This is a genomic window from Cognaticolwellia mytili (assembly GCF_002104475.1).
Taxonomy (GTDB): domain Bacteria; phylum Pseudomonadota; class Gammaproteobacteria; order Enterobacterales; family Alteromonadaceae; genus Cognaticolwellia; species Cognaticolwellia mytili.
This window is the reverse complement of the sequence record NZ_NBOF01000005.1, coordinates 15,530-40,499: the sequence shown is the minus strand read 5'-3', so window position 1 is coordinate 40,499 and position 24,970 is coordinate 15,530. Positions and strand designations below refer to the sequence as shown.

At 37.7% G+C, this 24,970-nt stretch carries 23 protein-coding genes and 1 pseudogene; 18 read left to right on the top strand and 6 right to left on the bottom strand.

The genetic code is table 11. The annotated features are described in order from the left end of the window. The first annotated feature begins 10 nt into the window (after positions 1-10). The 5 genes and pseudogenes from B7C41_RS15880 to B7C41_RS15865 all read left to right on the top strand — a co-directional run bounded on the left by B7C41_RS15880 (position 11) and on the right by B7C41_RS15865 (position 3,770). A complete protein-coding gene (locus B7C41_RS15880; protein WP_085299949.1) occupies positions 11-1,135 on the top strand; it encodes a glycosyltransferase family protein in 1,125 nt (374 codons plus the stop codon). A gap of 361 nt (positions 1,136-1,496) precedes the next feature. Then, positions 1,497-1,652: pseudogene (locus B7C41_RS20690) on the top strand (DapH/DapD/GlmU-related protein); the annotation flags it as partial. 184 nt (positions 1,653-1,836) lie between these two features. Further along, positions 1,837-2,439 carry a PEP-CTERM sorting domain-containing protein gene (locus tag B7C41_RS15870; RefSeq protein ID WP_085299947.1) on the top strand — a complete coding sequence of 201 codons (603 nt, stop codon included), beginning with the start codon at positions 1,837-1,839 and terminating at the stop codon, positions 2,437-2,439. A 215-nt stretch (positions 2,440-2,654) separates the two neighbouring features. Continuing rightward, complete coding sequence (locus B7C41_RS20090; RefSeq protein ID WP_143764425.1) at positions 2,655-2,807, top strand: TonB-dependent receptor; 153 nt, start codon at positions 2,655-2,657, stop codon at positions 2,805-2,807. 132 nt (positions 2,808-2,939) lie between these two features. Then, positions 2,940-3,770, top strand: a complete 831-nt coding sequence (locus B7C41_RS15865) for a mechanosensitive ion channel family protein (RefSeq protein ID WP_085299946.1) — start codon at positions 2,940-2,942, stop codon at positions 3,768-3,770. A gap of 213 nt (positions 3,771-3,983) precedes the next feature. On the opposite strand, the gene B7C41_RS15860 is transcribed toward B7C41_RS15865, so the two are convergent. Continuing rightward, entirely contained in the window at positions 3,984-4,475 is a 492-nt protein-coding gene (locus B7C41_RS15860) for a TlpA disulfide reductase family protein (RefSeq protein WP_235839749.1), read from the bottom strand. Positions 4,476-4,644: 169 nt separating this feature from the next. Here B7C41_RS15860 and B7C41_RS15855 point away from each other — a divergent pair, with 169 nt between their 5' ends. After that, positions 4,645-5,142, top strand: coding sequence for a hypothetical protein (locus B7C41_RS15855; protein ID WP_085299945.1), 498 nt, complete (start codon positions 4,645-4,647; stop codon positions 5,140-5,142). A 7-nt stretch (positions 5,143-5,149) separates the two neighbouring features. On the opposite strand, the gene B7C41_RS15850 is transcribed toward B7C41_RS15855, so the two are convergent. Beyond that, complete coding sequence (locus B7C41_RS15850; protein WP_085299944.1) at positions 5,150-5,512, bottom strand: hypothetical protein; 363 nt, start codon at positions 5,510-5,512, stop codon at positions 5,150-5,152. Positions 5,513-5,803: 291 nt separating this feature from the next. On the opposite strand from B7C41_RS15850, the gene ompR reads away from it, so the two are divergent. Then, the gene (gene ompR, locus B7C41_RS15845; RefSeq protein WP_085299943.1) at positions 5,804-6,529 is read left to right on the top strand and encodes an osmolarity response regulator transcription factor OmpR; all 726 of its coding nucleotides are present in this window, start codon (positions 5,804-5,806) and stop codon (positions 6,527-6,529) included. Positions 6,530-6,566: 37 nt separating this feature from the next. Continuing rightward, the gene (envZ, locus tag B7C41_RS15840) at positions 6,567-7,865 is read left to right on the top strand and encodes a two-component system sensor histidine kinase EnvZ (RefSeq protein ID WP_085299942.1); all 1,299 of its coding nucleotides are present in this window, start codon (positions 6,567-6,569) and stop codon (positions 7,863-7,865) included. 148 nt (positions 7,866-8,013) lie between these two features. Here envZ and pckA read toward each other — a convergent pair whose 3' ends face one another. Beyond that, positions 8,014-9,624 carry a phosphoenolpyruvate carboxykinase (ATP) gene (gene pckA / locus B7C41_RS15835; RefSeq protein WP_085299941.1) on the bottom strand — a complete coding sequence of 537 codons (1,611 nt, stop codon included), beginning with the start codon at positions 9,622-9,624 and terminating at the stop codon, positions 8,014-8,016. A gap of 402 nt (positions 9,625-10,026) precedes the next feature. Continuing rightward, positions 10,027-12,612: a penicillin-binding protein 1A gene (locus B7C41_RS15830; protein ID WP_235839748.1), complete on the bottom strand. Its 2,586-nt coding sequence runs from the start codon at positions 12,610-12,612 to the stop codon at positions 10,027-10,029. A gap of 131 nt (positions 12,613-12,743) precedes the next feature. Between B7C41_RS15830 and B7C41_RS15825 the strand changes: the two genes are divergently transcribed. From B7C41_RS15825 to B7C41_RS15785, 9 genes are all read left to right on the top strand, one after another. Continuing rightward, on the top strand, positions 12,744-13,823 hold the full coding sequence (locus B7C41_RS15825; protein ID WP_085299940.1) for a pilus assembly protein PilM: 1,080 nt from the start codon (positions 12,744-12,746) through the stop codon (positions 13,821-13,823). Next, entirely contained in the window at positions 13,811-14,392 is a 582-nt protein-coding gene (locus B7C41_RS15820) for a PilN domain-containing protein (RefSeq protein WP_085299939.1), read from the top strand. Before B7C41_RS15825 ends, B7C41_RS15820 begins: the two co-directional genes overlap by 13 nt. Further along, positions 14,389-14,994: a type IV pilus inner membrane component PilO gene (locus B7C41_RS15815; protein ID WP_169712446.1), complete on the top strand. Its 606-nt coding sequence runs from the start codon at positions 14,389-14,391 to the stop codon at positions 14,992-14,994. Before B7C41_RS15820 ends, B7C41_RS15815 begins: the two co-directional genes overlap by 4 nt. Beyond that, entirely contained in the window at positions 14,991-15,527 is a 537-nt protein-coding gene (locus B7C41_RS15810; protein ID WP_085299938.1) for a pilus assembly protein PilP, read from the top strand. The genes B7C41_RS15815 and B7C41_RS15810 overlap by 4 nt, the downstream gene beginning before the upstream one ends. Next, positions 15,527-17,575 (top strand): type IV pilus secretin PilQ, encoded by a 2,049-nt coding sequence (locus B7C41_RS15805; protein ID WP_085299937.1) that lies wholly within the window; start codon positions 15,527-15,529, stop codon positions 17,573-17,575. The genes B7C41_RS15810 and B7C41_RS15805 overlap by 1 nt, the downstream gene beginning before the upstream one ends. 144 nt (positions 17,576-17,719) lie before the next feature. Next, positions 17,720-18,238 carry a shikimate kinase AroK gene (gene aroK, locus B7C41_RS15800; protein WP_085299936.1) on the top strand — a complete coding sequence of 173 codons (519 nt, stop codon included), beginning with the start codon at positions 17,720-17,722 and terminating at the stop codon, positions 18,236-18,238. A gap of 11 nt (positions 18,239-18,249) precedes the next feature. Next, on the top strand, positions 18,250-19,314 hold the full coding sequence (gene aroB, locus B7C41_RS15795; protein ID WP_085299935.1) for a 3-dehydroquinate synthase: 1,065 nt from the start codon (positions 18,250-18,252) through the stop codon (positions 19,312-19,314). 34 nt (positions 19,315-19,348) lie between these two features. Beyond that, the gene (locus tag B7C41_RS15790; RefSeq protein WP_143764423.1) at positions 19,349-20,680 is read left to right on the top strand and encodes an SPOR domain-containing protein; all 1,332 of its coding nucleotides are present in this window, start codon (positions 19,349-19,351) and stop codon (positions 20,678-20,680) included. 79 nt (positions 20,681-20,759) lie between these two features. Then, positions 20,760-21,575 (top strand): Dam family site-specific DNA-(adenine-N6)-methyltransferase, encoded by an 816-nt coding sequence (locus B7C41_RS15785; RefSeq protein ID WP_085299933.1) that lies wholly within the window; start codon positions 20,760-20,762, stop codon positions 21,573-21,575. 15 nt (positions 21,576-21,590) lie between these two features. Here the strand turns inward: B7C41_RS15785 and B7C41_RS15780 are convergent, their stop codons facing one another. After that, positions 21,591-21,782: a DUF2970 domain-containing protein gene (locus B7C41_RS15780; RefSeq protein WP_085299932.1), complete on the bottom strand. Its 192-nt coding sequence runs from the start codon at positions 21,780-21,782 to the stop codon at positions 21,591-21,593. Positions 21,783-22,039: 257 nt separating this feature from the next. Here B7C41_RS15780 and B7C41_RS15775 point away from each other — a divergent pair, with 257 nt between their 5' ends. Further along, a complete protein-coding gene (locus B7C41_RS15775) occupies positions 22,040-23,488 on the top strand; it encodes a hypothetical protein (protein WP_085299931.1) in 1,449 nt (482 codons plus the stop codon). A 53-nt stretch (positions 23,489-23,541) separates the two neighbouring features. Here the strand turns inward: B7C41_RS15775 and argE are convergent, their stop codons facing one another. Next, complete coding sequence (gene argE, locus B7C41_RS15770; protein WP_085299930.1) at positions 23,542-24,702, bottom strand: acetylornithine deacetylase; 1,161 nt, start codon at positions 24,700-24,702, stop codon at positions 23,542-23,544. Positions 24,703-24,970: the final 268 nt, after the last annotated feature.

Here is a 24,970-nt window from a genome sequence, read left to right as displayed (position 1 = left end):
AAGGTTGCCCATGATAATAGTTAATTTATTCCCTGTCGCCAAAGGCGGCGGTTTACAAAACGCGTTTTCGTTGTTAACCGCATTAAAAAAAAGTGAATTAACGGACTATCAATGCCTAGTCAGAAAAGGAAGTGATTTAGAATTGTATTGCCAAGAAAATGATATTAAATTCGAATCTTTCGGTTCAGGTTTATTTGGCAGATTATTATTTGAGTTTTTTTATGCTCGGCGTGTTTGCTTGAAAAATAACGCAAAGGTGATTTTTACGCTTTTTGGTAATTGCCCTATTCTTTCTGGGAAATCTATAAAGATTTCAGGTTTTGCTCGTTCAAATGTTGTGGAGAAGGATAAAAAGTTTTGGAATTTCCTTCCTCGATATAAACGAATGATTAAACGAATTAATGATTTACTCATTTTACAGTTGATGAAATTAAGCGATGTTGTCATTCTTGAAACGGAAAGGCTTGGTCGATTAAGTAGCCAAAACAAAGTATTTGGTGATGCCAAAGTGCGGGTTGTAAAAATGGCCGCAAGCGGTCTAATAGTTGATCAGTTAGGCTGTATTGAAACCGTTAAATTAGAAGATATGCAAACGATAAATATTACCTATATAACAGGGAGTCACCCTAACAAAAATATTCCCTTGTTAGCTCCATTATTTCATTTTTTAAACATAAATTGTTTGAACAAAAGTTTTAATTTAATTTGCACACTACCAAACGATGATTATTTCATGGAAGTTAAAAGTGCGTTTAATAGGTTGAATATTGAACAGCACCTTACCAACGGTGGTTTTTTGTCGTCAAATGATATACCTAAAATTATTAGTGAGTCTCATGCTCTAATCAATGTGGCGTATCTTGAGAGCTTTTCGAATAATTGGGTTGAATCATGGGCTGCAAAAAGATTGCTAATTTGTCGAGATGCTGAATATGCTCATGACTCGTGCTTTGACTCTGCGATATATGTTGATTTAAACGAACCTGAGATATCTGCGAAAAAGATATTAACGATATTTGAATCTCAAGCTAAATTTGATCAATATACTGCGCAAGGCAGTAAGCTATTAGAACAAATGCCAAATTCAAATGAAAAATTTCAACAATACATGGAGATTATTAATGAGTTTCTATAGAAACTACCTAAGGTACGATCTGATATGCTTGATCGAATATTTTTCTACATTTGTTTTTTTATTGCCTCGCTTGAGGTTTTTTAATTTCGTTAAAGCCAGCTATTTGTCATTATTTTTTAATGCTAAGGTGGGGAGTCGTGTTGTTTTTTACCCTGGCGTTTGGATTTTTAGCGGCAAAAACCTTGTATTGGGAGATGATGTTGATTTAGCAAAAGGAGTACTGCTTACAACGGATGGGGGACTAACTATTGGGAATAGAGTCTTAGTTGGCTACAATACACATATATTGACTTCTAACCACAGTGTTCCAGCATTACCAAATCGAATATTTAATGCAGGGCATATCAAGCGAGCTGTTATTATTCATAATGATGTATGGATTGGCGCTAGCTGTATAATACTGCCCGGAGTTACTATTGGACAAGGTGCAATCATTGCAGCAGGTAGTGTAGTGACTAAAAACGTACCTGAAAATGTTTACGTTGCAGGAGTTCCGGCGAAGATAATTAGAAAAAGAGGCTAAATTATTTGTCATATTTTTTTACAGTGTTGATATACCCCCTTAACAACCTAAAATTATTATGATAATCAAAGTGTTCCCAACCTTGTTTGCTTTATACCTTTTATCTTTAAGTGCCAACGCCGGATTGATTGACACGGAAAATGCTTCATTTATTGATGATACTACCCTTTTGGAATGAATGGATTTCGGTGTTAATAATGGATTATCGTATAATAAAGTAACAAGTTTACTTGAAGACAATGAAATATATGACGGCTGGAGCCTAGCAAATCAAAAAGACCTTATGGGTCTTTGGTCAAATGTCTTTGGTGATATTAGTGAAGGATATAATAATATAAACCACTATGGAAAAGGTTTTGGCCGAACCAATCAAACAAATGATATTAATGGTATTTCAAATATTGAAAATATTGAAAATATTTTTAATGTTATGGGGGTTAATAATTTGGTTGGGGGAAGTAAGTATTCTTTAGGTTGGTTTGAAGGGGATGATGGAAATTTAAAATACTTTCATTTATACAATTCAATGTCGGATATTCAAGATGATAAAGCATATTTAGTTGGAGAGACAGCAAATTTTAATACTTGGCGTGTGCGTGGTAGCTCTTTCTATAGTACTTTGTTGGTAAAAGATTACCAACAAGTGGTAAATATTAACCCGATTAAGATGATCCATAATCAAAGAATAATGAGTCGAGTTGAAGTTCCGGAACCATCGAGTAGTTCATTGTTTCTTATGGCTATTTTATTGGCTGGTCTAACTCTGCGACAAAAAGCATAATATATTGCTCTTATGCAATCAGTATTGATCTATCTTATAGGTTGTTATTATGCTTTCAACACCTGCTGATGTAAATGATGGTAGAAACTTTAAACTATCTTAAAGCTCGGTCGCTTGCGGCCGAGATATTTGTTGTTTTTTACGACCATCGTCCGTTAGCTAGTTAAGGCACTATTATTTCTGATGAATCAATTGACAGTCGCACAGTTGTTGATATGGCTGCTCACTACAGCGTTGCAGATAATCAAGAAATCACCTTCAATGTTGATAATTTACTTGATAAAGAATATATGGCAACACGTACACATGGTTCTATTATGGTCGGTAAACCACGCAGTGTGACATTAGGTTATAAATATAATTTTTAGAACAACTGTCTAAATCTGAAAAAGCGAGCTATTAAGCTCGCTTTTTTTATGTGTGAAATTAAGTTTTCCATAGCTATACTATTGAAAGTAATGCGTTAACGATAAAATCAAAACAATGAATAGGAACACACTATGGAAATGAATGTCAGTACTCTCGAACGATATGCCACTATGATGGGAGATTTAGCTGTTCAGTTTGGCACTAAATTAATTGTCGCAATCATCGTACTAATTATTGGGCTTTGGATTATCAAACGGATTCTAAAGCTATTTGATTTGGCGATGGGCAAGAAAAAAGTTGAAATTACTCTGCATCAATTTATGTTGAGTATCGTCAGTATTTTACTTAAAGCGATATTAATTATTATATTCGCTTCTATGGTAGGTGTTGAAACTACTTCCTTAATTGCGGTGCTTGGTGCAGCAGGTTTAGCTGTAGGCTTAGCCTTACAAGGCAGCCTGTCTAACTTTGCTGGCGGTATTTTAATCTTATTCTTCAAACCCTTTAAAGCCGGTGATGTTATTGATGCACAGGGCTATGTTGGTGTAGTACAAGAAATTCAAATCTTTAATACCATATTGCTGACTTTAGATAATCAACGAGTAATTATTCCTAATGGCTTATTATCAAATGGTTGTGTGAAAAACCTGTTTGTAGAGCCAACACGCAGAGTTGATTTAACCTTTGGTATTAGTTATGGCGATGATATTAAAAAGGCTAAAGAAGTACTACAAAGTGTTGTGGATGCAGATGAACGTATTTTGAAATCGCCAGCTGTTGATATTTTTGTTTCTGCTCATGCTGATAGTTCGATAAACATTTTGGTTCGTCCATGGACTAACTCAGAAAATTACTGGCCAGTATATTTTGGTGTGATGGAAGAGGTTAAATTAGCATTTGATCGTGAAAATATTACTATCCCATTCCCACAACGCGATGTGCACATGATTCAGCCTAAATAAGCTAAATTGAAAATATACCCAAAACATTTGAAATAATATCTTCAAGTGGCTTGGGTATCACATTTATACGAAATGATATTAGTCTTGCCGTTTCCTGCGAGTTGAATCTAGAAAATAATCGAAGATGGAGACAAAACAGAAGTGTTTCCTTGCGGATGGTTGACGAGAGCAGGTAATAAAAACCTTACCGTATAAATGAATAGTTAATAAATGCTATGGATTTAGAGTTACTGACATGTTTAAAAGTTGAATAATTTCTTGCTCGTAAGCTAAACTCTTCTGCTTATTAAAACCGACATGCGCACTAACAATTTGACCTGTTCGGTTAATGATGAAACTGCTGGGCATACCTCTAAGTTTGTACTTTCTAGCAATAAGCCCCTTAGGATCATAGATGACTGGAAATAGTGCAGGGTTTTCGATCAAAAATTCATCGGCCAATTTTCGATCATGATCTAGGTTAATACTTAAAATAGTTAAGCCTTGTTGTTGGTATTTTCGCTGTAATTTATTCATCCACGGAAATGATTCTCGACACGGAACACACCAAGATGACCAAAAATCAATGTATACCACTTTACCTTTTTGCGCTTGTAGTTGCTGGGTTAACTGCATAACGGTATTCACTTCAGTGGGCTGCTTAGCGAAAGTTAGCTTAGAAATAGCCAATGTGCTCACCAATAAAAATACAAATTTAATTTTCAAAGTTTACTCATGTCATCATTAATTGTGTTTATTACGTTATTTAAACATGCAACAGTAAATTGCAAAAGCTTATCAGTAAATTTTAATGTAAATGCTTTTACTCATTTGTTTACAGACATACGAGGCTTCTTTTTATATTATATATCCAAGCCACTTAAAGGATAACATTATGGCAAGAATTGCTTTAATAATGAAAAATACGGGTGTTAGCACCATGCTAACGTGCATGTGTTTAGCTTTTAGTATGCCGATGTATGCTCAAACCTCTCAGCAGCTAAATATGGATCAATGGCTTAAGGATCGTTTTGGCGCTCAACATGAAAAACTTATTCCAATTGTTGCTGTTGCTGATATGTATTTTAGTTGCCAGCAACAAAAGCAGACAGACAGTAGTTTAACAATTAAAGCCTTGATCACTAAAGTTGATCGAAATGTTTTAGCCGAAAATTTAATTGAGTGCTTAGCGGGGGCATCGGCTAAGTCAGATATTGCTTTAAATTATGGGTTAATGGGTTGTTTTCATGAGCAGTTATCTGATTTGTCAGCTGAAGATAAACAGCAAAAAATGGCTTTAGTAACTAAAGCTGTTGCTTCACTTTCTCGGGCTGAGCGGCAAAAAAGTTTTACTCAATGCGTTACAGAGCAAGCTATTAATTATTTGAAATAATTTACAATCACTTTTCATTTTTTTTTTGTTCGATAAATGAGCTGGGCAGTATTTCTACACCGACCATACGGCCAACTTTTATCATAATGGGTATGGTAATAGGGGAAAAAGGTAATACAGCAAATACACCAAGACCCAGCCCTTTTAATACATCAATAAATTGCTGATTAGCAATGCGCATTTCTTCCGCGCTTGCTTGACGTTTTGTATAGCGTTTGTAGATGCTAAGCATTTCTCTTGTTTCAACTTTTTCTTGGGCTAGGGCAACTTTTACTTTTAACATACTGCGCTTAATTTGCACAAGACGGCGCCTTTTGCTAATTAGCAAAACTCGAATAGGTGCTTTGTGAAAATAAATCCAAACTCTCATTGGGCCATTCTCCCACAATACATCACGAAAGTAAGCATTCTAACAATGCTAAGTTCTGACCATTGTGATAATGGCTGATAATCTTACCGACTTAATTAGTTTTTATATTGCGATATTGAAGCTTGCGGGGGAGAAATGTAGGAAAGTTGATATAATTCTATACCTTCGTATGGTTAATCAGTAACATAATTTGTAACAAATGCTACTGGACTGATACAGAACAGTTTTTTAAATTCACCTTAATATAGCTTATAGTTAAGCTAAGTTAAAAATAAAAATGGAACAAGCATTATGGGACATGAAACACCGAAGGTTTTGGTAGTAGACGATGACATGCGTTTACGGGCTTTACTGGAACGCTATTTGGTAGAGCAAGGATTTGTTGTACGAAGTGCTGCAAACTCCGAGCAAATGGATCGATTGCTTGAGCGAGAAAACTTTCATCTGCTAGTACTTGATCTTATGTTACCGGGCGAAGATGGCTTGTCTATTTGTCGACGTTTGAGACAAAATTCAAATGATATTCCTATTGTGATGCTAACGGCGAAAGGTGATGAAGTTGACCGTATCATCGGGCTAGAGCTTGGTGCTGACGACTATATGCCAAAGCCATTTAACCCGCGTGAATTACTTGCACGTATTAAGGCTGTGTTACGCCGTCGTGTTCAAGAAGCACCAGGAGCACCATCGCAAGAAGAAAATGTTATCTCGTTTGGTGAATATCAGCTTAATCTTGCTACTCGCGAAATGCTTAAAGGTGATGTTAATATGCCACTAACTAGTGGTGAGTTTGCGGTATTAAAAGCCTTGATCACACATCCAAGAGAACCGTTGTCTCGAGATAAATTAATGAATTTGGCTCGTGGCCGAGATTACTCAGCATTAGAACGTAGTATTGATGTGCAAGTATCTCGACTACGTCGAATGTTAGAAGAAGATCCAGCCAAGCCTCGCTATATTCAAACGGTTTGGGGCTTAGGTTATGTTTTTGTTCCCGAAGGGAAATCAGTTGCTTGATCTTTAGCTTTGAAATAATTCTATCTAGTAGACGTTTATGAAAATATTGCCACGCAGTGCCTTCGGCCAAACGGTGCTATTAATCGGTGTTTTGCTGTTAATTAATCAGGTGGTGTCCTTTATATCGATGTCGATATATATCATTCAACCTAATGCGCAGCAAGTGAATCAATTATTAGCGAAGCAAGTCCGTGTTGTCTTTATTGATATTGCTGAAGAAGAGCTAAGCCCTGCAATGGGAGATGCTTTTACACGAGAAACCGGAATTGGGGTCTACCGTGAAGCGGCTGCAATGAAACTTGGCTTGCAAGACGCCGTATATTACGCTTTTCGTTCAGCTGAAATGTCTAACTTACTTGGCGGGCCTGCAGAGGTACGTATATCACAAGGTGATGAATACCTTTTTTGGATTCGACCACCGCAAGCGCCAGATTACTGGGTTAAAATACCAATTAATGGCTTAGAAGAAGAAAATTTTTCACCACTTATTTTAGTATTAATGATTCTAGGTATTTTAAGTGTCATGGGTGGTTGGCTATTTGTTCGTCAGCTTAACCGTCCGTTGGGTGCTTTGCAAAGTGCTGCACATGATGTTGGTCGTGGCGACTTTCCTGAGCCGTTAAGCGAGCGAGGAACAACTGAAATTGTTGCAGTAACTCAGGCTTTTAATCATATGTCGAAAGGAATTAAGCAGCTTGAAGATGATAGAAATTTGCTGATGGCGGGGATTTCTCATGACTTACGTACACCACTAACGCGTATTCGCTTGGCGACTGAAATGATCTCCCAACAAGATGAGTTTCTAAAAGATGGTATCGAAGGTGACATCGATGATATGAACACCATCATTGATCAATTTATTGATTATATTCGACATGATAGCAAAGACAAGGCAGTGCTTTCTGATATTAATGTCTTGATTGATGATGTTGTGCAATCTGAAAGTATCCTAGATCGTGCAATTGAATTTGAAGCGCAACCTTTACCTAAGCTAGCTTTACGCTATGTTGCTATGAAACGTGCTTTAGCTAATTTGATTCAGAACGCATTACGCTATTCAGATGGCAAAATAGTCATTTCGAGCTCATATGATGAGCGTAAAAAAGAAATTTGTTTTTGTGTTTGTGATCAAGGCCCGGGTATTCCAGAAAAAGATATTGAGCGTCTTTTTCAACCATTTACTCAAGGTGACAAAGCCAGAGGTACAGAAGGTAGCGGTTTGGGTTTAGCAATTATAAAGCGTATCGTCGATACCCATGGTGGCCGCGTAAAACTTTCAAATAGGCAAGAAGGTGGTTTAAGTGCGAAAGTGTGCTTGCCGATCAGCCATGATTGATATTAATAACTATTAAATTTTAGTTATTAAAAAGCCATCGTATTTACGATGGCTTTTTAATGTGCAATGAACGCTAGATCACAATGCTATATGAGCATAAGAATGTATTTAGTTAATTAAAAATAACTAATACCATGCTTAAACCAAATTAAAGTTTAGGTCCGGCAGCAACTAGTGATTTACCGTTATCAGTGTCAGTAAACTTATCGAAGTTATTAACGAAGCGATTAGCTAGGTCAACAGCTTTAGTTTGCCACTCAGCTTTCTCCGCATAAGTGTCGCGTGGATCTAATATGCTGTTATCAACACCATTAATACAGGTTGGAATATCTAAGTTGAATAATGGCAATACTTGCGTTTCAGCATCATCGATAGAGCCGTCTAAAATCGCGTCAATAATAGCACGTGTATCTTTAATTGAAATACGTTTACCTGTGCCATTCCAACCGGTGTTTACCAAATAAGCTTCAGCACCTGCTGCTTGCATACGGTTGCGCAATACTTCTGCATATTGTGTCGGATGTAAGCTTAAAAATGCGGCACCAAAACAGCTTGAGAATGCTGGTGTTGGCTCAGTAATACCACGCTCAGTACCAGCTAATTTAGCAGTAAAGCCTGATAGAAAGTAATATTCTGTTTGTGCTGGAGTCAATTTAGCAACGGGAGGCAATACACCGAAAGCATCAGCAGTTAAGAAAATAACCTTTTTTGCATGGCCAGCACGAGATACTGGCTTAACAATGTTATCTATATGGTGAATAGGGTATGAAACACGCGTGTTTTCAGTTTTTGAGTTATCATCAAAATCAATTTTTCCGTTACTATCAACTGTTACGTTTTCTAGTAATGCGTCGCGACGTATTGCGTTGTAAATATCAGGTTCATTCTCTTTACTTAGGTTAATGGTTTTTGCATAACAACCACCTTCAAAGTTGAATACGCCATTTTCGTCCCAACCATGTTCGTCATCACCAATTAGCTGACGTTTAGGATCAGTAGACAATGTAGTTTTACCCGTACCTGATAAACCAAAGAATACTGCTGTGTCGCCATCAGCACCAACGTTAGCACTACAGTGCATAGAAGCGATGCCTTTTAAAGGTAGTAAGTAGTTCATCATTGAGAACATACCTTTTTTCATTTCGCCGCCGTACCATGTACCGCCAATAAGTTGTATTTTTTCAGTTAAGTTAAATGCAACAAAGTTCTCAGAGTTTAAACCTTGTTCTTGCCAATTTGGGTTAGTAGTTTTTGCGCCATTCATGACGATAAAATCAGGCTCGTAATCCTTTAATTCTGCATCAGTTGGGCGAATAAACATGTTTTTAACAAAATGAGCTTGCCATGCAACTTCAGTAATAAAACGTACTTTTAAGCGTGTAGCATCATCTGCACCACAATAAGTATCAACAACAAATAGACGCTGACCTGATAGTTGATTAGTCACTAAGCTTTTTAAGCTATCCCAAGTTTCTTGAGTCATTGGTTTGTTGTCGTTTTTACCTTGATCGGACCACCAAACAGTATCACGTGTTGTGTCATCACGAACAATGTATTTATCTTTAGGTGAACGACCCGTAAATATACCAGTATCTACTGAAACAGCGCCTGATTCAGTAACGACACCTTTATCAAAACCGGTGAGGTCAGATTTTGTTTCCTCAGCGAAAAGCAACTCATAAGACGGATTGTAAACAACCTCAGCAACGTCTGTGATGCCGTATGAAGATAAATCAATTGAGTTTTCTAAAGCTGCCATAGCGAATTCGCTCCTAAAAGTATGACGATTTGTAAAGATTAGTTTCGGTATTCCGATTGTGGAGCGCAATTTTAGGCGATCGACAGACAAAACGAAAGTTTTTTTTCTTTCGTTGTGAAAGTTTTCACTCGCACTTTCATGTTTTTGAAACATAAGGGCATTAAGATAATAAGACGGGGTTGCCAACAGCTATTTTTTTTGTTGTGATTTTTGTGTTTTAAATCTTATTAAACAATATGTTATCGTATTTATTGAGTTGACTAAATGGTCAGGAAAATGCAATTGTAATTGAATTGTAATGTTCGAAAAAAAGTGTGATATTTTCAGAGAATACCGCAAATGATAACGAAATTATCATTTGCGGAGTTATCTAACGAAACTTTTAGAATGATTAATTAGTCATTAATCAAATATATCTTCGTCAGAGCTGTCATCATTATTATTTCCATCCCAGATTTCGCTACTATTATCTTGGCTAATATATTCTGTTGGTGCTGTACCCAATTCAAAATACTCAAACTCACTCGATCTATCCGCTTTTGTCGATAACTTGCCCGATGCTTTATCTATGCGAACTGATATTAATGATGATGGTTGCTCAAATGGCTCGACGGGAAGTTCTGCTAGAGCTGTCTTCATATAGCTTATCCAGGCAGGTTGAGCAGATTTAGCACCAGATTCACCATTAGTTGTTTGATCTTTACCTAAATTACTATTGTAAGCTGTACGCCCCAGGTTACGGCTTGGATTATCGAAACCAATCCAAGAGGTTGTCACTACTCGGCGACTAAAGCCTGAAAACCAAGCATCTTTACCTTGATTAGTAGTACCTGTTTTGCCGGCAATATCTTTGCGCTTCAATTTTTTAGCACGATGGCCGGTACCTATCCAAAATGGTTTGATATTCCAATCTGCTCCCCAAATAGCGGAGTTAAGTGCTTCAGTGACTAAAAAAGCATTTTGCGCGCTAATGACGCGTTCTGCTTGCTTGATAATAATGGGGTTAGTAGTGTCGATAGAGAGTTGGCTATCAGCAAGTGGCTTTGCTATGCCATCTTCTGAAGCGGTTACCGTTGCATCACCAACTGTGGTAGTGCAATCATTACAAGCAATAGCTGGATTCGCTTGGAATAGCACTTTTCCGAAAGAGTCTTCAATGCGTTCGATTAAGTAAGGTTCAATTAAAAAGCCACCGTTAGCAAAGCTAGCAAAGCCAGTTGCGACTTCCAACGGTGTTAATGATGCAGAACCCAGCGCGAGTGATTCATTACGAGGTAGATCATCGGGATCAAAACCAAAAGAGGCTAAGTAAGGAATAATTTTATCTAAGCCTACATCTCGTAGTAAACGTACAGCAATAACATTTTTCGATTGCGCTAATGCTAAACGTAAGCGGATTTCGCCGTTATATATAGGTGGTGAGTTTTTAGGGCGCCAAACAACACCAGAGCTTCTATCCCACTGATTAATTGGTGCGTCGTTAACAATTGACGCCAAGGTGTAGCCGCTGTCTAATGCGGCAGAATAAATAAAAGGCTTAATATTAGAGCCAACTTGGCGCTTTGCTTGTGTAACGCGGTTGAATTGACTCTGTGCAAAGCTAAAACCACCAACTGCGGCTTGAATAGCGCCATTGTCGGTAGCTAGGGAAACGAGTGCTGAGCTAACATCAGGGAGTTGGCTTAAGCGATAGCCGTTTACTGACCGTGCAACCATAATAACATCGCCGACTTGCAAAATATCGCTTGCAGTCTTAGGTGGAACTCCTTGCTTATCATCGGTTAGAAACTCTCTAGCCCAAGATAATCCTGACCAATTAAGTGTTATTAAACTTTGATCTTTAAGTTGCACGCTGACTGACTGCTCATTAACGTTGGTAACAACGGCAGGTACTAATGATTGGTAGCTTTTCACTCTACGCAGCGCTTGTGTGATTTCATCGTCGCTAAGCGCTGAGGTTTCACTTTCAACAGAGTTTTGGTTAGCTAACCCATTAGTTTTCTTTTTGCTATCTGGTCGTAATGAAGTGATGGGGCCACGATAGCCATGACGCTGATCATAAGAAAAAATATTATCGATAACGGCTTGTTTGGCTGCTTCTTGTAGCTTTGAAGGAACGGTAGTATAAACTTTGTAGCCACCAGTATATGCAGCCTCTTTACCAAAACGCTCAATCATCTCTTGATGGGCCATCTCCGCTATATAAGGGGCATTTAACTCAATTTCTGCCCCGTGTTTTTTAGCTGTAATAGGTGCCGTATTAGCGGTAGATAGTTGCTGTGAATCAATATAGCCAGCGACATACATACGTTGGAGTACCACAGCTCTACGATTTTTAGCACGAATAGGGCGGCTAATTGGGTTCATTGTTGAGGGTGCTTTTGGCAAGCCGGCAAGCACGGCAATTTGTGCCAAGGTCAAGTCATTAACATCTTTGCCATAGTAGACTTGCGCAGCGGCACCAAAACCAAATGAACGGTGTCCAAGTGAAATCTTGTTCATATAAAGCGAAAGTATTTCATCTTTGGTTAATAGACTTTCAATATGAAAAGAAATAAATATTTCACGAATTTTTCGTATGTAAGTTTGTTCTCTAGTTAAAAAGAAATTACGTGCAACCTGCATAGTTATCGTACTGGCGCCCCCCTTATTTTGGCCAGTAAGTTGACCTATAACGGCTCGTGCCATACCAATGGGGTCAACACCAAAGTGAAGATAAAATCTATCATCCTCAGTGGCTAATATGGCATCTATCAGTTGTTGGGGGAATTCATTTAACATTAGCGGGATACGTTTTTTTTCACCAAATTGTGAAATTAGCTTACCGTCAGCACTGAATATTTGCATTGGCGTTTGCCACTGTAAATCTCGAAGTGAATCAACACTAGGTAAACTTTCTCGCATTGAAAAATAAAGTCCAGCCAATGCCAATATACCGATAAATATCAATACGGATGTTGCTTTTAATAATTTTTTAATAGAAAACACAAACAGATGCTCATTAAATGTGAGAAAAATGGCGTAATGTATTTAGTATATCGTGTAAAAGCAGGTAAGAAATGTATTTATGCGAATTTTATGCCTAATATTGTAATAATAAACTGTGCAAGTAGGCTTTTATGTTAAGTGGTTTATGGAAAAAGAAAGCGCCCTTAATTGTCGGAATTGATATTGGCTCCTACTCTATTAAAGCAGTGCTATTAAACCAAAATGATAACGGTTATGTACTTGAAGCTGCTGTAGTTGAAGTGATGCCTCGCGGTGCTATCGTTGATCGAGAAATTCAAGATCTTGATGCGGTAGGTAAAGTCATTGCGAAAATTCGCAAAAAAATTTCCTCAGCTGTTAATCATACCGCCTCAGCTGTTTCTGGAAAAACGGTGTTCACCAAAATTGTCTATATGGATGTAGCGCTAAATGAGCAAGAATTAGCCAGCCAAATCGAATTTGAAGCTGATAGTCTGATCCCGTACCCACTTGATGAAGTTAGCTTAGACTTTGAACCCCTTGATATAAATGAGTCTGATCAGAGTAAGGTAAATGTTTTACTCAGTGCGGCGCGTACTGAGTCAGTCGAAGCACGTGTTGCGGTTTTAGAGGCAGGAGGATTTGATGCTAAAGTTATTGATGTGGAATCTTACGCGATAAGTCGCGCTTATGACTTAATTTTAAGCCAATTACCAAATGATGCTGCTGATAAGGTTGTTGCAACAGTCGATTTAGGTGCAACCATGACATTATTTTCTGTCAGTGAAGCGGGTAATCACATTTATAGCCGTGATCAGTTATTCGGCGGTGAGCAATATACCCGCTTAATTGCCGCTCATTTCAGTAAGTCATTTGAAGAAGCTGAATTGGCAAAATTAGCTGGTGAGTTGCCGGAAAATTATGCCATTGAAGTGTTAGCACCTTTTCACACCGTGCTCATACAACAGGTCCGTCGCGCCATTCAAATATTTTTAACTAGTAGCGGCAAGGATAGAATCGACTATCTTGTGATTTCTGGTGGTAGTGCGTTAGTCGAAGGGCTTGAGCTATTGTTAACAGAGGAGCTGGCTATTCACACCGTGATTGCAAACCCATTTGCCGGTGTGGAAATTTCTCATAAAATTAATAAAGCGCAGTTGGCTAAAACTGCACCACGCTTTATGGTTTCTGCGGGTTTAGCGCTAAGGAGCTTTGTTCCATGGCATATATAAATTTATTACCATGGCGTGAAAAAATTGAAAAAGCTAAGCAACGGGCATTTTTTACTGCGCTCACTGTCGTCGCTTTAGGGGCTTTGGTTGTAGTGTTTTTGATCAGCCAGTTTTACCAAATGCGCATTGATGGGCAAAATGAACGTAATCAATTTCTTAAAGATGAAATTGAAGTATTAGATTTACGGATTGTAAAAATAAAGTTATTAAATGAAAAGAAAAAAGAGCTAGAAAAGCGGATTAATGTTGTTGAACAATTGCAGCGTAGCCGCAATGTTGGTACACAGGTATTAAATGAGATTGCTAACATTGTGCCTAATGGTATCTATTTAACACGTTTAGAAAAGCAAGATAATAGCTTAAATATTATTGGTAAAAGTGAGTCTAATAACCATCTGGCTAATATGATTCGAAAAATCGAGCGTTCAGGTTTATTTGATGATGCGGTACTAGAATCAATTACCGCTAATAACGCCAAAAGTAAATTGCTCAGTGACTTTAAAATGCGAGTGCGAATAAAAGGGTTGCTCAACCATTACGATTCTATTAATCAGGGGTCGTTAAAGTGAAGGTTAATTTATCGGAGTTTATTGATCAATTTAGTGGTCTAGAATTAGATAACCTCAATCAATGGCCAAAAGCTGCGAAAGTGCTTTTATCAGTATTTATTGTCGTACTAATCACTGGCCTTGGTTACGCTCTGATCATTAGTAATCAGATTACTGAATTAGAAGGAGTCAAGTCAGAGGAAGCAACGCTAAAACAGCAGTATCAAGCAAAGTACCATATTGCGGCGAATCTGGAGTTGTTTGAGCAGCAAATGCTTGAAGCTGAATCTATGTTTGCTAATCAGTTAAAAAGTTTACCTGAAAGTCATGAAACACCAGGTTTATTAGACGACATTACCTTTGTTGGTACAACGTCCGGGCTGGATTTCGTTAAACTAAACTGGCAGCCAGAAATTGAGCAAGAAATTTATATTGAATTGCCAATCGATATTGAGGTGTTAGGCAGTTATCACGAGTTTGGTCAATTTGTTAGTCGAATTGCTGGTTTGCCAAGAATCGTTACTTTACATGATTTTGGTATAAATTTAATCGGCACGCGCCCAGAAGAGCTAAAATTAACCTTACACGCTAAAACTTATCGGTATCGGGAAACGCCACAATGATGAAAAGGATAGCGTTGGTTTTGACTGTGTCTTTGGCTAGTTGCTTTAATGACACTCGTGACTTGAAAGCTCATATTACTAGCGTACAAGCAAATACAACTACGCATATTGCCCCGATGCCTGCAGTAACGGTGTTTGATCATTTCGATTATTCAGCACAAATGAGTAGAAGCCCATTTGACGTGCCAAAACCGGAAGTAATGCAAGAAAAAATTCAGCAAAGATCAGGTTGTTTAAACCCTGATCTTAGTCGTAAAAAGCAGCCGTTAGAAAAATTTTCTCTCAGTGATTTAGTGATGCGTGGCACGTTGGGAGAGTTGGGGGTCACTTGGGCGTTAGTTGAAGCCTCTGATAAGTCTTTGCATAGAGTCGCTGTTGGCAGCTATGTGGGGTTATATCATGGCCGTATTACAGCAGTAAGCCAGGATAAAGTGACATTGTTAGAGCTAGTACCAGATGATACTGGCTGCTGGGTGGAGCGCGAGACTGTCGTTGCCATGACGGAAACAAGCGTAAAGGAGCAAGAAAGGTAATGGCACTATTTAAACAACTAAAGTTTGAGAGCACGTTAGAAGATCATAAAAAAGTAATATTAATTACCATATTATTTTGCTGTATATTCTCTACGACTTCTCGGGCTAACACATTATCGAACATCTCTTATAATACTATTCAACCTAATGAAATTAAAATATTTTTTGAGTTTTCTCAACAAATAAATTATGAGCCAAAAGTATCAACTTCTTTGTCGCAGGTGAAAATAGTTTTTAATGCAGAGCATTACAACGCTAATGTTGCTTACACGTTAATTGAGCATGCTAGTGTGAAAAATATTACGGTGGAAAAGTTAGCAGGAAAAGTTGTTGCAACGGTGAATCTAAACCAGTTATTGGGGTTTGATATTAGCCAAAAGAATAATATGTTTGCTTTAACCTTGAATGCGGGCAAAGTGAATAGAGCAGTAACACAATTTATTCCCTTGCGTGATGGTTTTATTAATCAAATTGATGATATTGACTTTAGACGTAGCCAACAGAATGAAGCACAGCTTCTAATTACGCTAATTGATAGCAAGGTTGCTGTTGATGTTAGCGAGAAACTCGGCAAACTTTATATTGAATTTCATAACACAGAAATACTTGATGAATTCATTTATAAATTAGATGTTAGTGATTTCGGCACTTTGGTGGCCGGCGTAGAAACCTTTAAAGAAGGGCGTAATGCGCGTTTAGTAGTTGATATTAATGGTGATTTTGAATTTGAATATCAACAACTTAATGAAGTGTTTTCATTAGTAGTATCAGCTAGAACAGAAGAAAATAACTACCTTAATGATGAAGACTTTAGTGGCAGAGCAATCTCGTTAAACTTTCAAGACATCTCGGTACGCACTGTGTTGCAAATTATTGCTGACTATAATGATTTCAATTTAGTCACTAGTGATACGGTTACCGGTAGTATCACGCTAAGGCTTGAGGGGGTACCTTGGGATCAAGCACTTGATATTATTTTAAAAGTCAAAGGCCTCGATAAACGCATGGAAGGCAATATTTTAATGGTAGCACCCAGCGATGAGCTGGCTGCTCGTGAAGCGCGTGATTTACAGACAAGACAGCAAGCTGAAGAATTGGCACCCTTGTATTCAGAATATGTACAAATAAATTATGCTAAAGCAGTAGAGCTTGCGTCCTTAATAAAAAATGAAGATAACAGCATTTTATCTTTACGTGGCAGTGCCAGTGTTGATGAACGTACCAATACTTTATTGATTCGTGATACGGCTAATAGTATTGAAGCTATTAAGAGGATGGTGACAGTACTTGATATTCCTGTACGACAAGTGATTATTGAATCACGCATGGTGACCGTAAAAGATAACCTTAAAGAAGACCTTGGCATACGTTGGGGAGTAACAAATACTGGCAGTGATTTTGCTACATCAGGTTCTTTAGGTGGAGCAGAAAGTGCTAACAACGGCACCTTACCTTCATTAGGAGACAGATTAAACGTTAATTTACCAGTGACGAGCCCTGCGGGTAGTATCGCATTTCAAGTAGCACGCCTAGCTGATGGCACTATCTTGGATCTCGAATTGAGTGCCATGGAAAAAGAAAATAAAGGTGAAATTATTGCAAGCCCACGTATCACTACCGCAAACCAGAAAGAAGCCTACATAGAACAAGGCGTTGAAATTCCCTACCAAGAAGCAGCGTCTAGTGGTGCCACTTCAACACAGTTTAAAAAAGCAGTATTAAGCTTAACCGTGACACCACATATTACGCCGGATAATAGAATTATTTTAGACTTGGTGGTAACGCAAGATACCATATCAGAAGTTTCAAGTGACTCAGCACCAGCAATTGATACACAAAGAATTGGTACTCAAGTATTGGTAAATAATGGTGAAACAATAGTACTTGGTGGTATTTATCAGCAGCAAATCATAAACTCTGTATCTAAAGTGCCATTTTTAGGTGATATTCCATATTTTGGTTGGCTTTTTAGGAGTAGCAGTAATTTTAATGAGAAAAAAGAACTGCTAATTTTTGTTACTCCACGCATAGTTACCGAACGATTTTAAGTTAATTTGCCTGTATGATGGAGTTTTCACCTTACATGCTTGCAATTTGTACCCAACAATTGCGATAATTGCGCCCTTAAAATTTTCGAGGGAGGTTCCCTCTTACCTGTTCACGTAATAAATAAACGAGTATTAATTAATCTAATGGCAGAAAAACGTAACATTTTCCTTGTAGGCCCTATGGGCGCAGGCAAAAGCACCATTGGTAGAGAATTAGCAGATAAGCTACATTTAGAGTTTTTTGATTCTGACCACGAAATCGAGCGTCGTACTGGTGCAGATATCGCGTGGGTTTTTGATCTTGAAGGCGAAGAAGGCTTTCGTAAAAGAGAAGAATCAGTGATTGAAGACTTAAGCGAAAGACAAGGTATTGTTTTAGCGACTGGTGGTGGATCTGTGATCAGTAGCCAAGTTCGTAATCGCTTATCAGCACGAGGTATTGTGGTTTATCTTGAGACGACTATCGACAAACAAGTCGCTCGTACTCAAAGAGATAGACGTCGTCCTCTTCTACAAACCGATGAAGAACCAAGAACAGTACTTGAAAATTTAGCTGTTGAACGTAATCCGTTATATGAAGAAATTGCCGATGTTATCGTGCAAACGGATGACCAAAGCGCTAAAGTGGTTGCAAGTAAAATTGTAGAACGTTTAGACTTTTAAACGACAAGACAATGACCACACTTCAGGTTGAACTTGGCACACGTAGTTACCCTATCTACATAGACAGCGGATTATTATCAAATAGTAACCTGCTGTCTTGTCATATCCGTAGTAAACGCGTTTGTATTATCTCAAATGATATCGTATCGCCACTTTACATGGATGCTTTAAAAAACAGCTTAGCAAACTTTGACATTGACGAAGTTATTTTGCCTGATGGTGAAGCCGAAAAAAGCTTAGCTAATTTTGAGCGCATAATGTCAGACCTATTAAAAGGTAATCATGGTCGAGATACGACTTTGATTGCGCTAGGTGGTGGGGTTATTGGTGATATAACAGGCTTTGCAGCAGCATGTTACCAACGCGGTATCGATTTTATTCAGGTACCAACAACGGTATTATCGCAAGTTGACTCTTCTGTTGGTGGCAAAACAGCGGTTAATCACCCGCTAGGCAAGAATATGATCGGAGCCTTCTACCAACCTAAAGCTGTTATTATTGATATTTCCACGCTTTCGACCTTACCGATACGAGAGCTTAATGCTGGTATTGCTGAAGTTATTAAGTATGGGATACTAGGTGATAGTGAATTCTTTTCTTGGCTAGAACAAAATATTGACGGCATTAAAGCCGGTGATAATAGAACTTTAGCGTATATGATTGAGCGCTGTTGCCAGTGTAAAGCAGACATTGTCGCTGCAGATGAAACCGAAGCTGGCGTACGAGCTTTATTGAACTTGGGGCACACCTTTGGTCATGCTATTGAAGCAGATCAGGGCTATGGAAAATGGTTGCATGGTGAAGCCGTGTCTACTGGCATGGTACTTGCTGCTAAGCTAGCAGTCGCAATGAATTTGCTTGAAGTGTCAGATCTTCGTCGTATTGAAGCACTGCTTTCTGCGTTTGACTTACCGTTAGTCGCGCCAAGAAATATGGGTTTTGAAGAATTTATTTGTCATATGCGTCGTGATAAGAAGAATTTAGCTGGTAAGTTACGTTTTATTCTCCCGACTGCTATTGGCCAATCTGAAATTAACGATGATGTTACTGAGGAATTACTTCAAAAAATTCTGTAATTTGAATCAGAATAGGTGAAGGATGTCTGCATTAATGAATAGTCTTGACTTATCCGATGATAACACCAGTGTAACTAAAATTAGTGCTAACGCACGCATCGATTATATTCTACGCTTTACTAAGCAAGCAATATTGGTGATTGATGAAAGTGTCGAGCAAAATGCTCAAATTACCAATCAATTCATTGCTACAATTCCTGAACAACATAATGCGGCATATATTTCTTTATCGAGTCAGTTTAGCGACATTCAAATTCGTTGTCGTATCATCGAACAATTATCTGCCGGTGAATTATTCGATCCCGAAATCTCCTTAGCGGTTAGCATTGTCAATTTAGCGAGAAAATCTCAACAAGCGATCAGCATTGTTTTAGATAATACTCAGCATTTATCACTACAAATTTTGCATGAAGTCTCACAGCTGACAGCTATTGCTAAAAAAGCTAATTTAGTTATTAATGTTATTATGTTTGGTTCGCCGCAAGCGGGCATTAAAATTCAAGAAAACCAAAATCTTTTCCACAATAAGCTAACCTTACTTTCTGCTCAATCTGGTCAGTTGTTGTCAACTAATGCGGCTATTTTTCGAAAAATGAAAGTTAAATGGTATGCCATTGCTATCAATAAATGGCTACTAGCTGCTTTTGTCTTGCTATTCTCTTTAGCTGCGGCTGTTATTTTATTGTTGCAACAAGATAGTTTTAATTTTACTGGTTTGCCGAAAGTAGAGGATGACAAAAAAACCAACTTAAGTGAGCTACTCACTGAGCCTCAAACAACCGTACTAAATAAGAAGAATGATAATACTGCGCTTGTAGCTAAGCCACATGATGTTTATTTGTCTTTGATAGTGCCGAAGACAATACCTTCAAAGATTAACGCGTCAGTAGTCCCTATTCCGGCTACGCCAAACGATATGGTGTTAGCAATGACATCGCTACCTTTAGTCAATGAGAGTAAGGCGGACGATACGATAGTAGCAGTAGAGTTGCCCCGTGCTGAAAAAAACATTGCTAATAAGGAAATAACGACTGAGCTTTCTATTGTTGCAAATAACTCGATAAAAAGAGGTCGTGAATATTATCTTTCACACGAAACTGGTTTTGTTATTCAAATTGCTGCTTTTAGTGACATTACTAAACGAGATGAATTTATTAAAGATTTAGTCGGTGTTGAATATCATGTTTATCAGAGACTGCTCAATGGCGTTGTTGTTTTTGTTATTACTAGCCCAATATATGCCGATAGAATTTCAGTAGAGCAACAATTATCGGTTATGCCTGAGTCAATTCGTCTTCGTCAGCCTTGGATTAAATCTCTTGAGGTCATTAATAACGAAATCAATGTATTTCAAGACTCCCAATAAAGATTAAATCAGGATACAATCCCCGCTTACTTTTCAGGTGCTAGTTATCTGATGCGAAATTTTTAGGTTTGTGGGTGTCATGAAGAAAAAACATCGAGCTTTTTTAAAATGGGCAGGCGGCAAGTACGCTCTAAGCGATGTAATTAATACCATGTTACCTAAAGGTAATCGTCTTGTTGAACCTTTTGTTGGTGCGGGGTCGGTATTTTTAAATAGCGATTATGATGAGTATTTACTTAGTGATATCAATCAAGACTTAATTAACTTATACCGTATTTTACAGCGCACACCAGATAAGTTTATTAAAGATGCACGCAGATTATTTTCCCCTGAAAATAATCAAGCAGAACGCTATTACCAATTTCGTAAAGAATTTAATGCTAGTGCTGATCCATATTTTCGTTCTCTTATTTTTCTCTACATGAATCGCCATGGCTACAATGGTTTATGCCGATATAATAAGTCTGGCGGATATAATGTGCCTTTCGGTAAGTATAAACGTCCATATTTCCCTGAAATTGAATTAAATTTCTTTGCTGAAAAAGCCAGTAAAGCGGTGTTTATCTGTGATGGTTATCGACAAACATTTTCTCATGCAAAACCCGGAGATGTTATTTATTGCGATCCGCCATACGTTCCGTTAAGTAAAACAGCGAGTTTTACTAGTTATGCAGGTAATGGCTTTGGTTTAGATGAACAAGCTGATTTAGCAAATGCTGCAGAAGAAGTGACGAATAAACGAAATATATCGGTATTGATCAGTAACCATGACACTATTTGGACACGAAAAATATATGAACATGCGAAAAAACAGCGCTCAATAGAAGTGTCGAGAACTATAAGTCAAAAAGCAAATAAGCGTAATAAAGTATCAGAGTTATTGGTACTTTATTAATCGCAGTGAATGCTATTAGCTTGGCATTACTAATGACACTATGGTGATCAAAACCGTGATAAACAGTATTACGGCGATTAGTCCTGCAATAATAAAATAGCTAAACTTACCTTGAGTAAAATCACGTTCACGGTTTTTATCACTTTGTACACCAAAAAATGCCGCGCCAACACTTTTGAATGTTTCCTTAAAATTCTGTGAGCTCATTGTTATCCTTAGTTAAAATAGTGATTGTGTAGTGTTATGTTAAATAAGGTATTTAATTATTATGTGCTAATGAATATCATGAAGCAAGCATAAATCATTCTATAATTTAGTATTCATTTTTAGATTGGCGCACTACACTATAGCCGCTATAGTCAGGTATGAACGATTTAGTATTTTTCATCATTTTATTGGTTAGGCTCAGTTAACTTTAGCTTTCACATAGTAAAATTAGTAATTAGGTATAGATAGCGAAACACATGTCAACATACTCAAGAGGTGATACCAATTTCACCGGACAATTGAAAGTCTTGTTAAACAAGATATATGGTCGCAGTCCATTGAAAGATTCAGTGTTAGAGCGTGCGATAACATACTATGATTTAAGTGCTTTTATCCAAAAAAAATTGGATGCACTGGCGCAAAATATTGCCGAATTAAAATCAAAGCCGGATAATAAATCTGCAGCTAAAATTATTAGATTAGAAGGTGAACAGAAAGAATACCACCAAGAATTAACCTTTGAGAGTCATGAAAGGTTTCAGCATTTACAAGCCATATGCTTAGAAATTTTGGAGTTGTCTGAGGGTGAAAACCTCGCGGAAACTAATCGAAAGTCAGCGCAATTGCTAGGTAGCATACAATTATTGTGTCCTACAGAAGGTAAAAAAGTTTCGATCACTAATGAATGTAGCAAACCACTCTATAAAGGGGTATTGGCGCTGCGGTTGTTAGATCAGTTATGCCTTGAAAAGTTACTGCCAAATAGTTATATCGATCAAGCCATAGAAAGCGCTAGTAACAGTGCGTATGCAAACTTATTCATAGAAAATAAAGTACTGTATCAGCAGTTTGTGGATCGGGTGAAGATACCGGTGTTGATGGCGGCATTATTGCAAGATATTGGTAACTATCATCCTGAAGCGCAAAAAATAATTACTGGGCAGGATGGTCAGCAAGATTGCTTTCGCACCTTAAGTGTTGAAGAACGCAAAGCTTTACTACAAATTAATTATCGCGAAACGGTCAAGTATTTAATCAATGGTATTGGCGCCAATATGTATACCGGTAATTCTAAAGTTGAACGAGAAGAATTTAAAAAGCAAGAGAATAGCAAGCTGCTTTTTATTAAGCACTTGCTTAAAAGTAGTGTTCAGCCCAAGTTAGGTTTAGGTAATTTATTAAAAATACCGCAAATTTATACTTCAATTATTTTATCGACGAAAGAAGGCTATAACTATAAATTATTGCCGAAAGTTTATCAGGCCTTGTATCAAAATGCCGAACGAGGAATTTGTCGAAAAGATATTGTTGACTTGCTTTATAAAATTACAGGCACGTTCCCACAAGGCTATGGTGTAGCCTACATCCCTAGTGATATTGAAGGGAATGTCCACTATGAATACGCTATCGTTACGCAGCTTTACCCTGAAAACCCCGAGGAGCCGATATGCCGCTCCGCAACCCGTAATTTAACTTTTGTTGGCTACGGACATGATATTGTTGTTAAAAAAAGTAATAATTTATATTACGTTGAAACGGCTAAGCTATTCTCCAAAATTAGCAAAGAAAGGTTGAATGAAATTCTTGAGCTCTTATCATCTAATTATCATGAAAGACAGAGTTTAGATTTACTGCCGAGATGTTGGCAACCGACAGAGTATTTTTCAATGAAAAACAATCAAAAACTATGGAATCGATCTCGATAATATGGCTACCATAAACTGAAGATATTCAGTTTATGGTAAAATGAGTAGATAAATTAAGAGCAGTAATGCTGAATAAGTGCGATGAGAAATTTGTTTGTTTTTAGTATTTCACTATGTGCTAAATATTCGTTAGGTTGATGTGCTTGGTCGATGGAGCCGGGCCCCATTACTATGGTTTGACAGCCTAGTTGTTGCACAAAGGGCGCTTCAGTTGCGTAGTTCACTGCGCAGCATTGATGACCAGAAAATTTCTCTGCAGTAATTACTAATTCACTATCACAATTTTGCTGAAAACTCGGTGAGCTTGGATCAAGCTCTTCAATGCTCAACCTGCCCGGATATTCTTCAGCAATTGGCGCTAATATTTCTGCTAACCAAGCGACTAAATCATCATCTTTCATCCCTGGTAATGAGCGCATATCAATGTCTAACTCACAATGGCCACAAATTCGATTAGCATTATCACCGCCATGAATAGCGCCTAAGTTCAGCGTAGGTGTTTGTACATCAAAAGCGTCGTTGTTATAGCTTTGTGCTAATTGCTCTTTTAGCTTAAACAATTGGCTGATCACCTGATGCATGACTTCGATTGCGTTGACCCCATTGGCTGGTTTACTAGAATGGCCAGCTTGTCCTTTAATGGTTATTTTATGTGACATATGACCCTTATGCATAACAACAGGGACTAAGTTAGTTGGCTCGCCAATAATAGCAACATCGGGTTTTATTAATTCGCTGTTGGCAAAAAATCGCGCGCCAGCCATGGTTGTTTCTTCATCAGCGGTCGCTAAAACATACAGCGGCTTTTTAAGCGCGGATAGATCAATTTGCTGACAAGCTTGTAGAATGAAGGCGAAGAACCCTTTCATATCGCAACTACCTAAGCCAAATAACTTGTTGTCTTTATCGGTAACTTTCATTGGATCAGATAGCCAACGATTTTCATCAAAAGGTACAGTATCACTATGGCCAGCTAGCAGCAGCCCCCCATCGCCGGAGCCTAATTTTGCTATTAAGTTGTATTTACCTGTGGTGTTTGGCACCACTTGAATAGTGATGTCAAAGCCTAAGGTTTCAAACCATGTAGCTAAAAGGTTAATCACGCTCTGGTTACTCTGATCCCAACTTGCTTGTGATGAACTGATACTAGGCAGTGCAATTAACTGACTAAACGCCTGAGAGAAATTGGGTAAACTTTTGTTAAGCTTTTGCATTGAAATAATAACCTAAAAATAATTATGGGTATTTATGCTGAATAGTTGCATAAGTAGTTATATGATGATACTTTAACCACATAATGTAAATAGCCTAATTAAAGCACACTATGAAAAAATTTGTAATGTATTCAACTAGCCGACGACGATAGTATTAATGATAGGCCTTGTAAGATTTTATTTTAACGATATGTATCAATAATTACTGTTTAGATCCTTAAAATAAATAGAAAAAATTGAATAGAATTGCAAATTTACCGTATTGATA

Excerpts from the sequence above, each read along its gene's own strand:
- B7C41_RS15810 (WP_085299938.1), top strand. The coding sequence starts at position 14,991 with ATGATGAAAAGGATAGCGTTGGTTTTGACTGTGTCTTTGGCTAGTTGC.
- B7C41_RS20090 (WP_143764425.1), top strand. The coding sequence starts at position 2,655 with ATGGCTGCTCACTACAGCGTTGCAGATAATCAAGAAATCACCTTCAAT.
- B7C41_RS15855 (WP_085299945.1), top strand. The coding sequence starts at position 4,645 with ATGGCAAGAATTGCTTTAATAATGAAAAATACGGGTGTTAGCACCATG.
- aroB (WP_085299935.1), top strand. The coding sequence starts at position 18,250 with ATGACCACACTTCAGGTTGAACTTGGCACACGTAGTTACCCTATCTAC.
- B7C41_RS15865 (WP_085299946.1), top strand. The coding sequence starts at position 2,940 with ATGGAAATGAATGTCAGTACTCTCGAACGATATGCCACTATGATGGGA.
- B7C41_RS15790 (WP_143764423.1), top strand. The coding sequence starts at position 19,349 with ATGAATAGTCTTGACTTATCCGATGATAACACCAGTGTAACTAAAATT.
- aroK (WP_085299936.1), top strand. The coding sequence starts at position 17,720 with ATGGCAGAAAAACGTAACATTTTCCTTGTAGGCCCTATGGGCGCAGGC.
- B7C41_RS15805 (WP_085299937.1), top strand. The coding sequence starts at position 15,527 with ATGGCACTATTTAAACAACTAAAGTTTGAGAGCACGTTAGAAGATCAT.
- argE (WP_085299930.1), bottom strand. The coding sequence starts at position 24,702 with ATGCAAAAGCTTAACAAAAGTTTACCCAATTTCTCTCAGGCGTTTAGT.
- B7C41_RS15850 (WP_085299944.1), bottom strand. The coding sequence starts at position 5,512 with ATGAGAGTTTGGATTTATTTTCACAAAGCACCTATTCGAGTTTTGCTA.
- ompR (WP_085299943.1), top strand. The coding sequence starts at position 5,804 with ATGGGACATGAAACACCGAAGGTTTTGGTAGTAGACGATGACATGCGT.
- B7C41_RS15880 (WP_085299949.1), top strand. The coding sequence starts at position 11 with ATGATAATAGTTAATTTATTCCCTGTCGCCAAAGGCGGCGGTTTACAA.
- pckA (WP_085299941.1), bottom strand. The coding sequence starts at position 9,624 with ATGGCAGCTTTAGAAAACTCAATTGATTTATCTTCATACGGCATCACA.
- B7C41_RS15780 (WP_085299932.1), bottom strand. The coding sequence starts at position 21,782 with ATGAGCTCACAGAATTTTAAGGAAACATTCAAAAGTGTTGGCGCGGCA.
- envZ (WP_085299942.1), top strand. The coding sequence starts at position 6,567 with ATGAAAATATTGCCACGCAGTGCCTTCGGCCAAACGGTGCTATTAATC.
- B7C41_RS15775 (WP_085299931.1), top strand. The coding sequence starts at position 22,040 with ATGTCAACATACTCAAGAGGTGATACCAATTTCACCGGACAATTGAAA.
- B7C41_RS15825 (WP_085299940.1), top strand. The coding sequence starts at position 12,744 with ATGTTAAGTGGTTTATGGAAAAAGAAAGCGCCCTTAATTGTCGGAATT.
- B7C41_RS15785 (WP_085299933.1), top strand. The coding sequence starts at position 20,760 with ATGAAGAAAAAACATCGAGCTTTTTTAAAATGGGCAGGCGGCAAGTAC.
- B7C41_RS15870 (WP_085299947.1), top strand. The coding sequence starts at position 1,837 with ATGGATTTCGGTGTTAATAATGGATTATCGTATAATAAAGTAACAAGT.
- B7C41_RS15820 (WP_085299939.1), top strand. The coding sequence starts at position 13,811 with ATGGCATATATAAATTTATTACCATGGCGTGAAAAAATTGAAAAAGCT.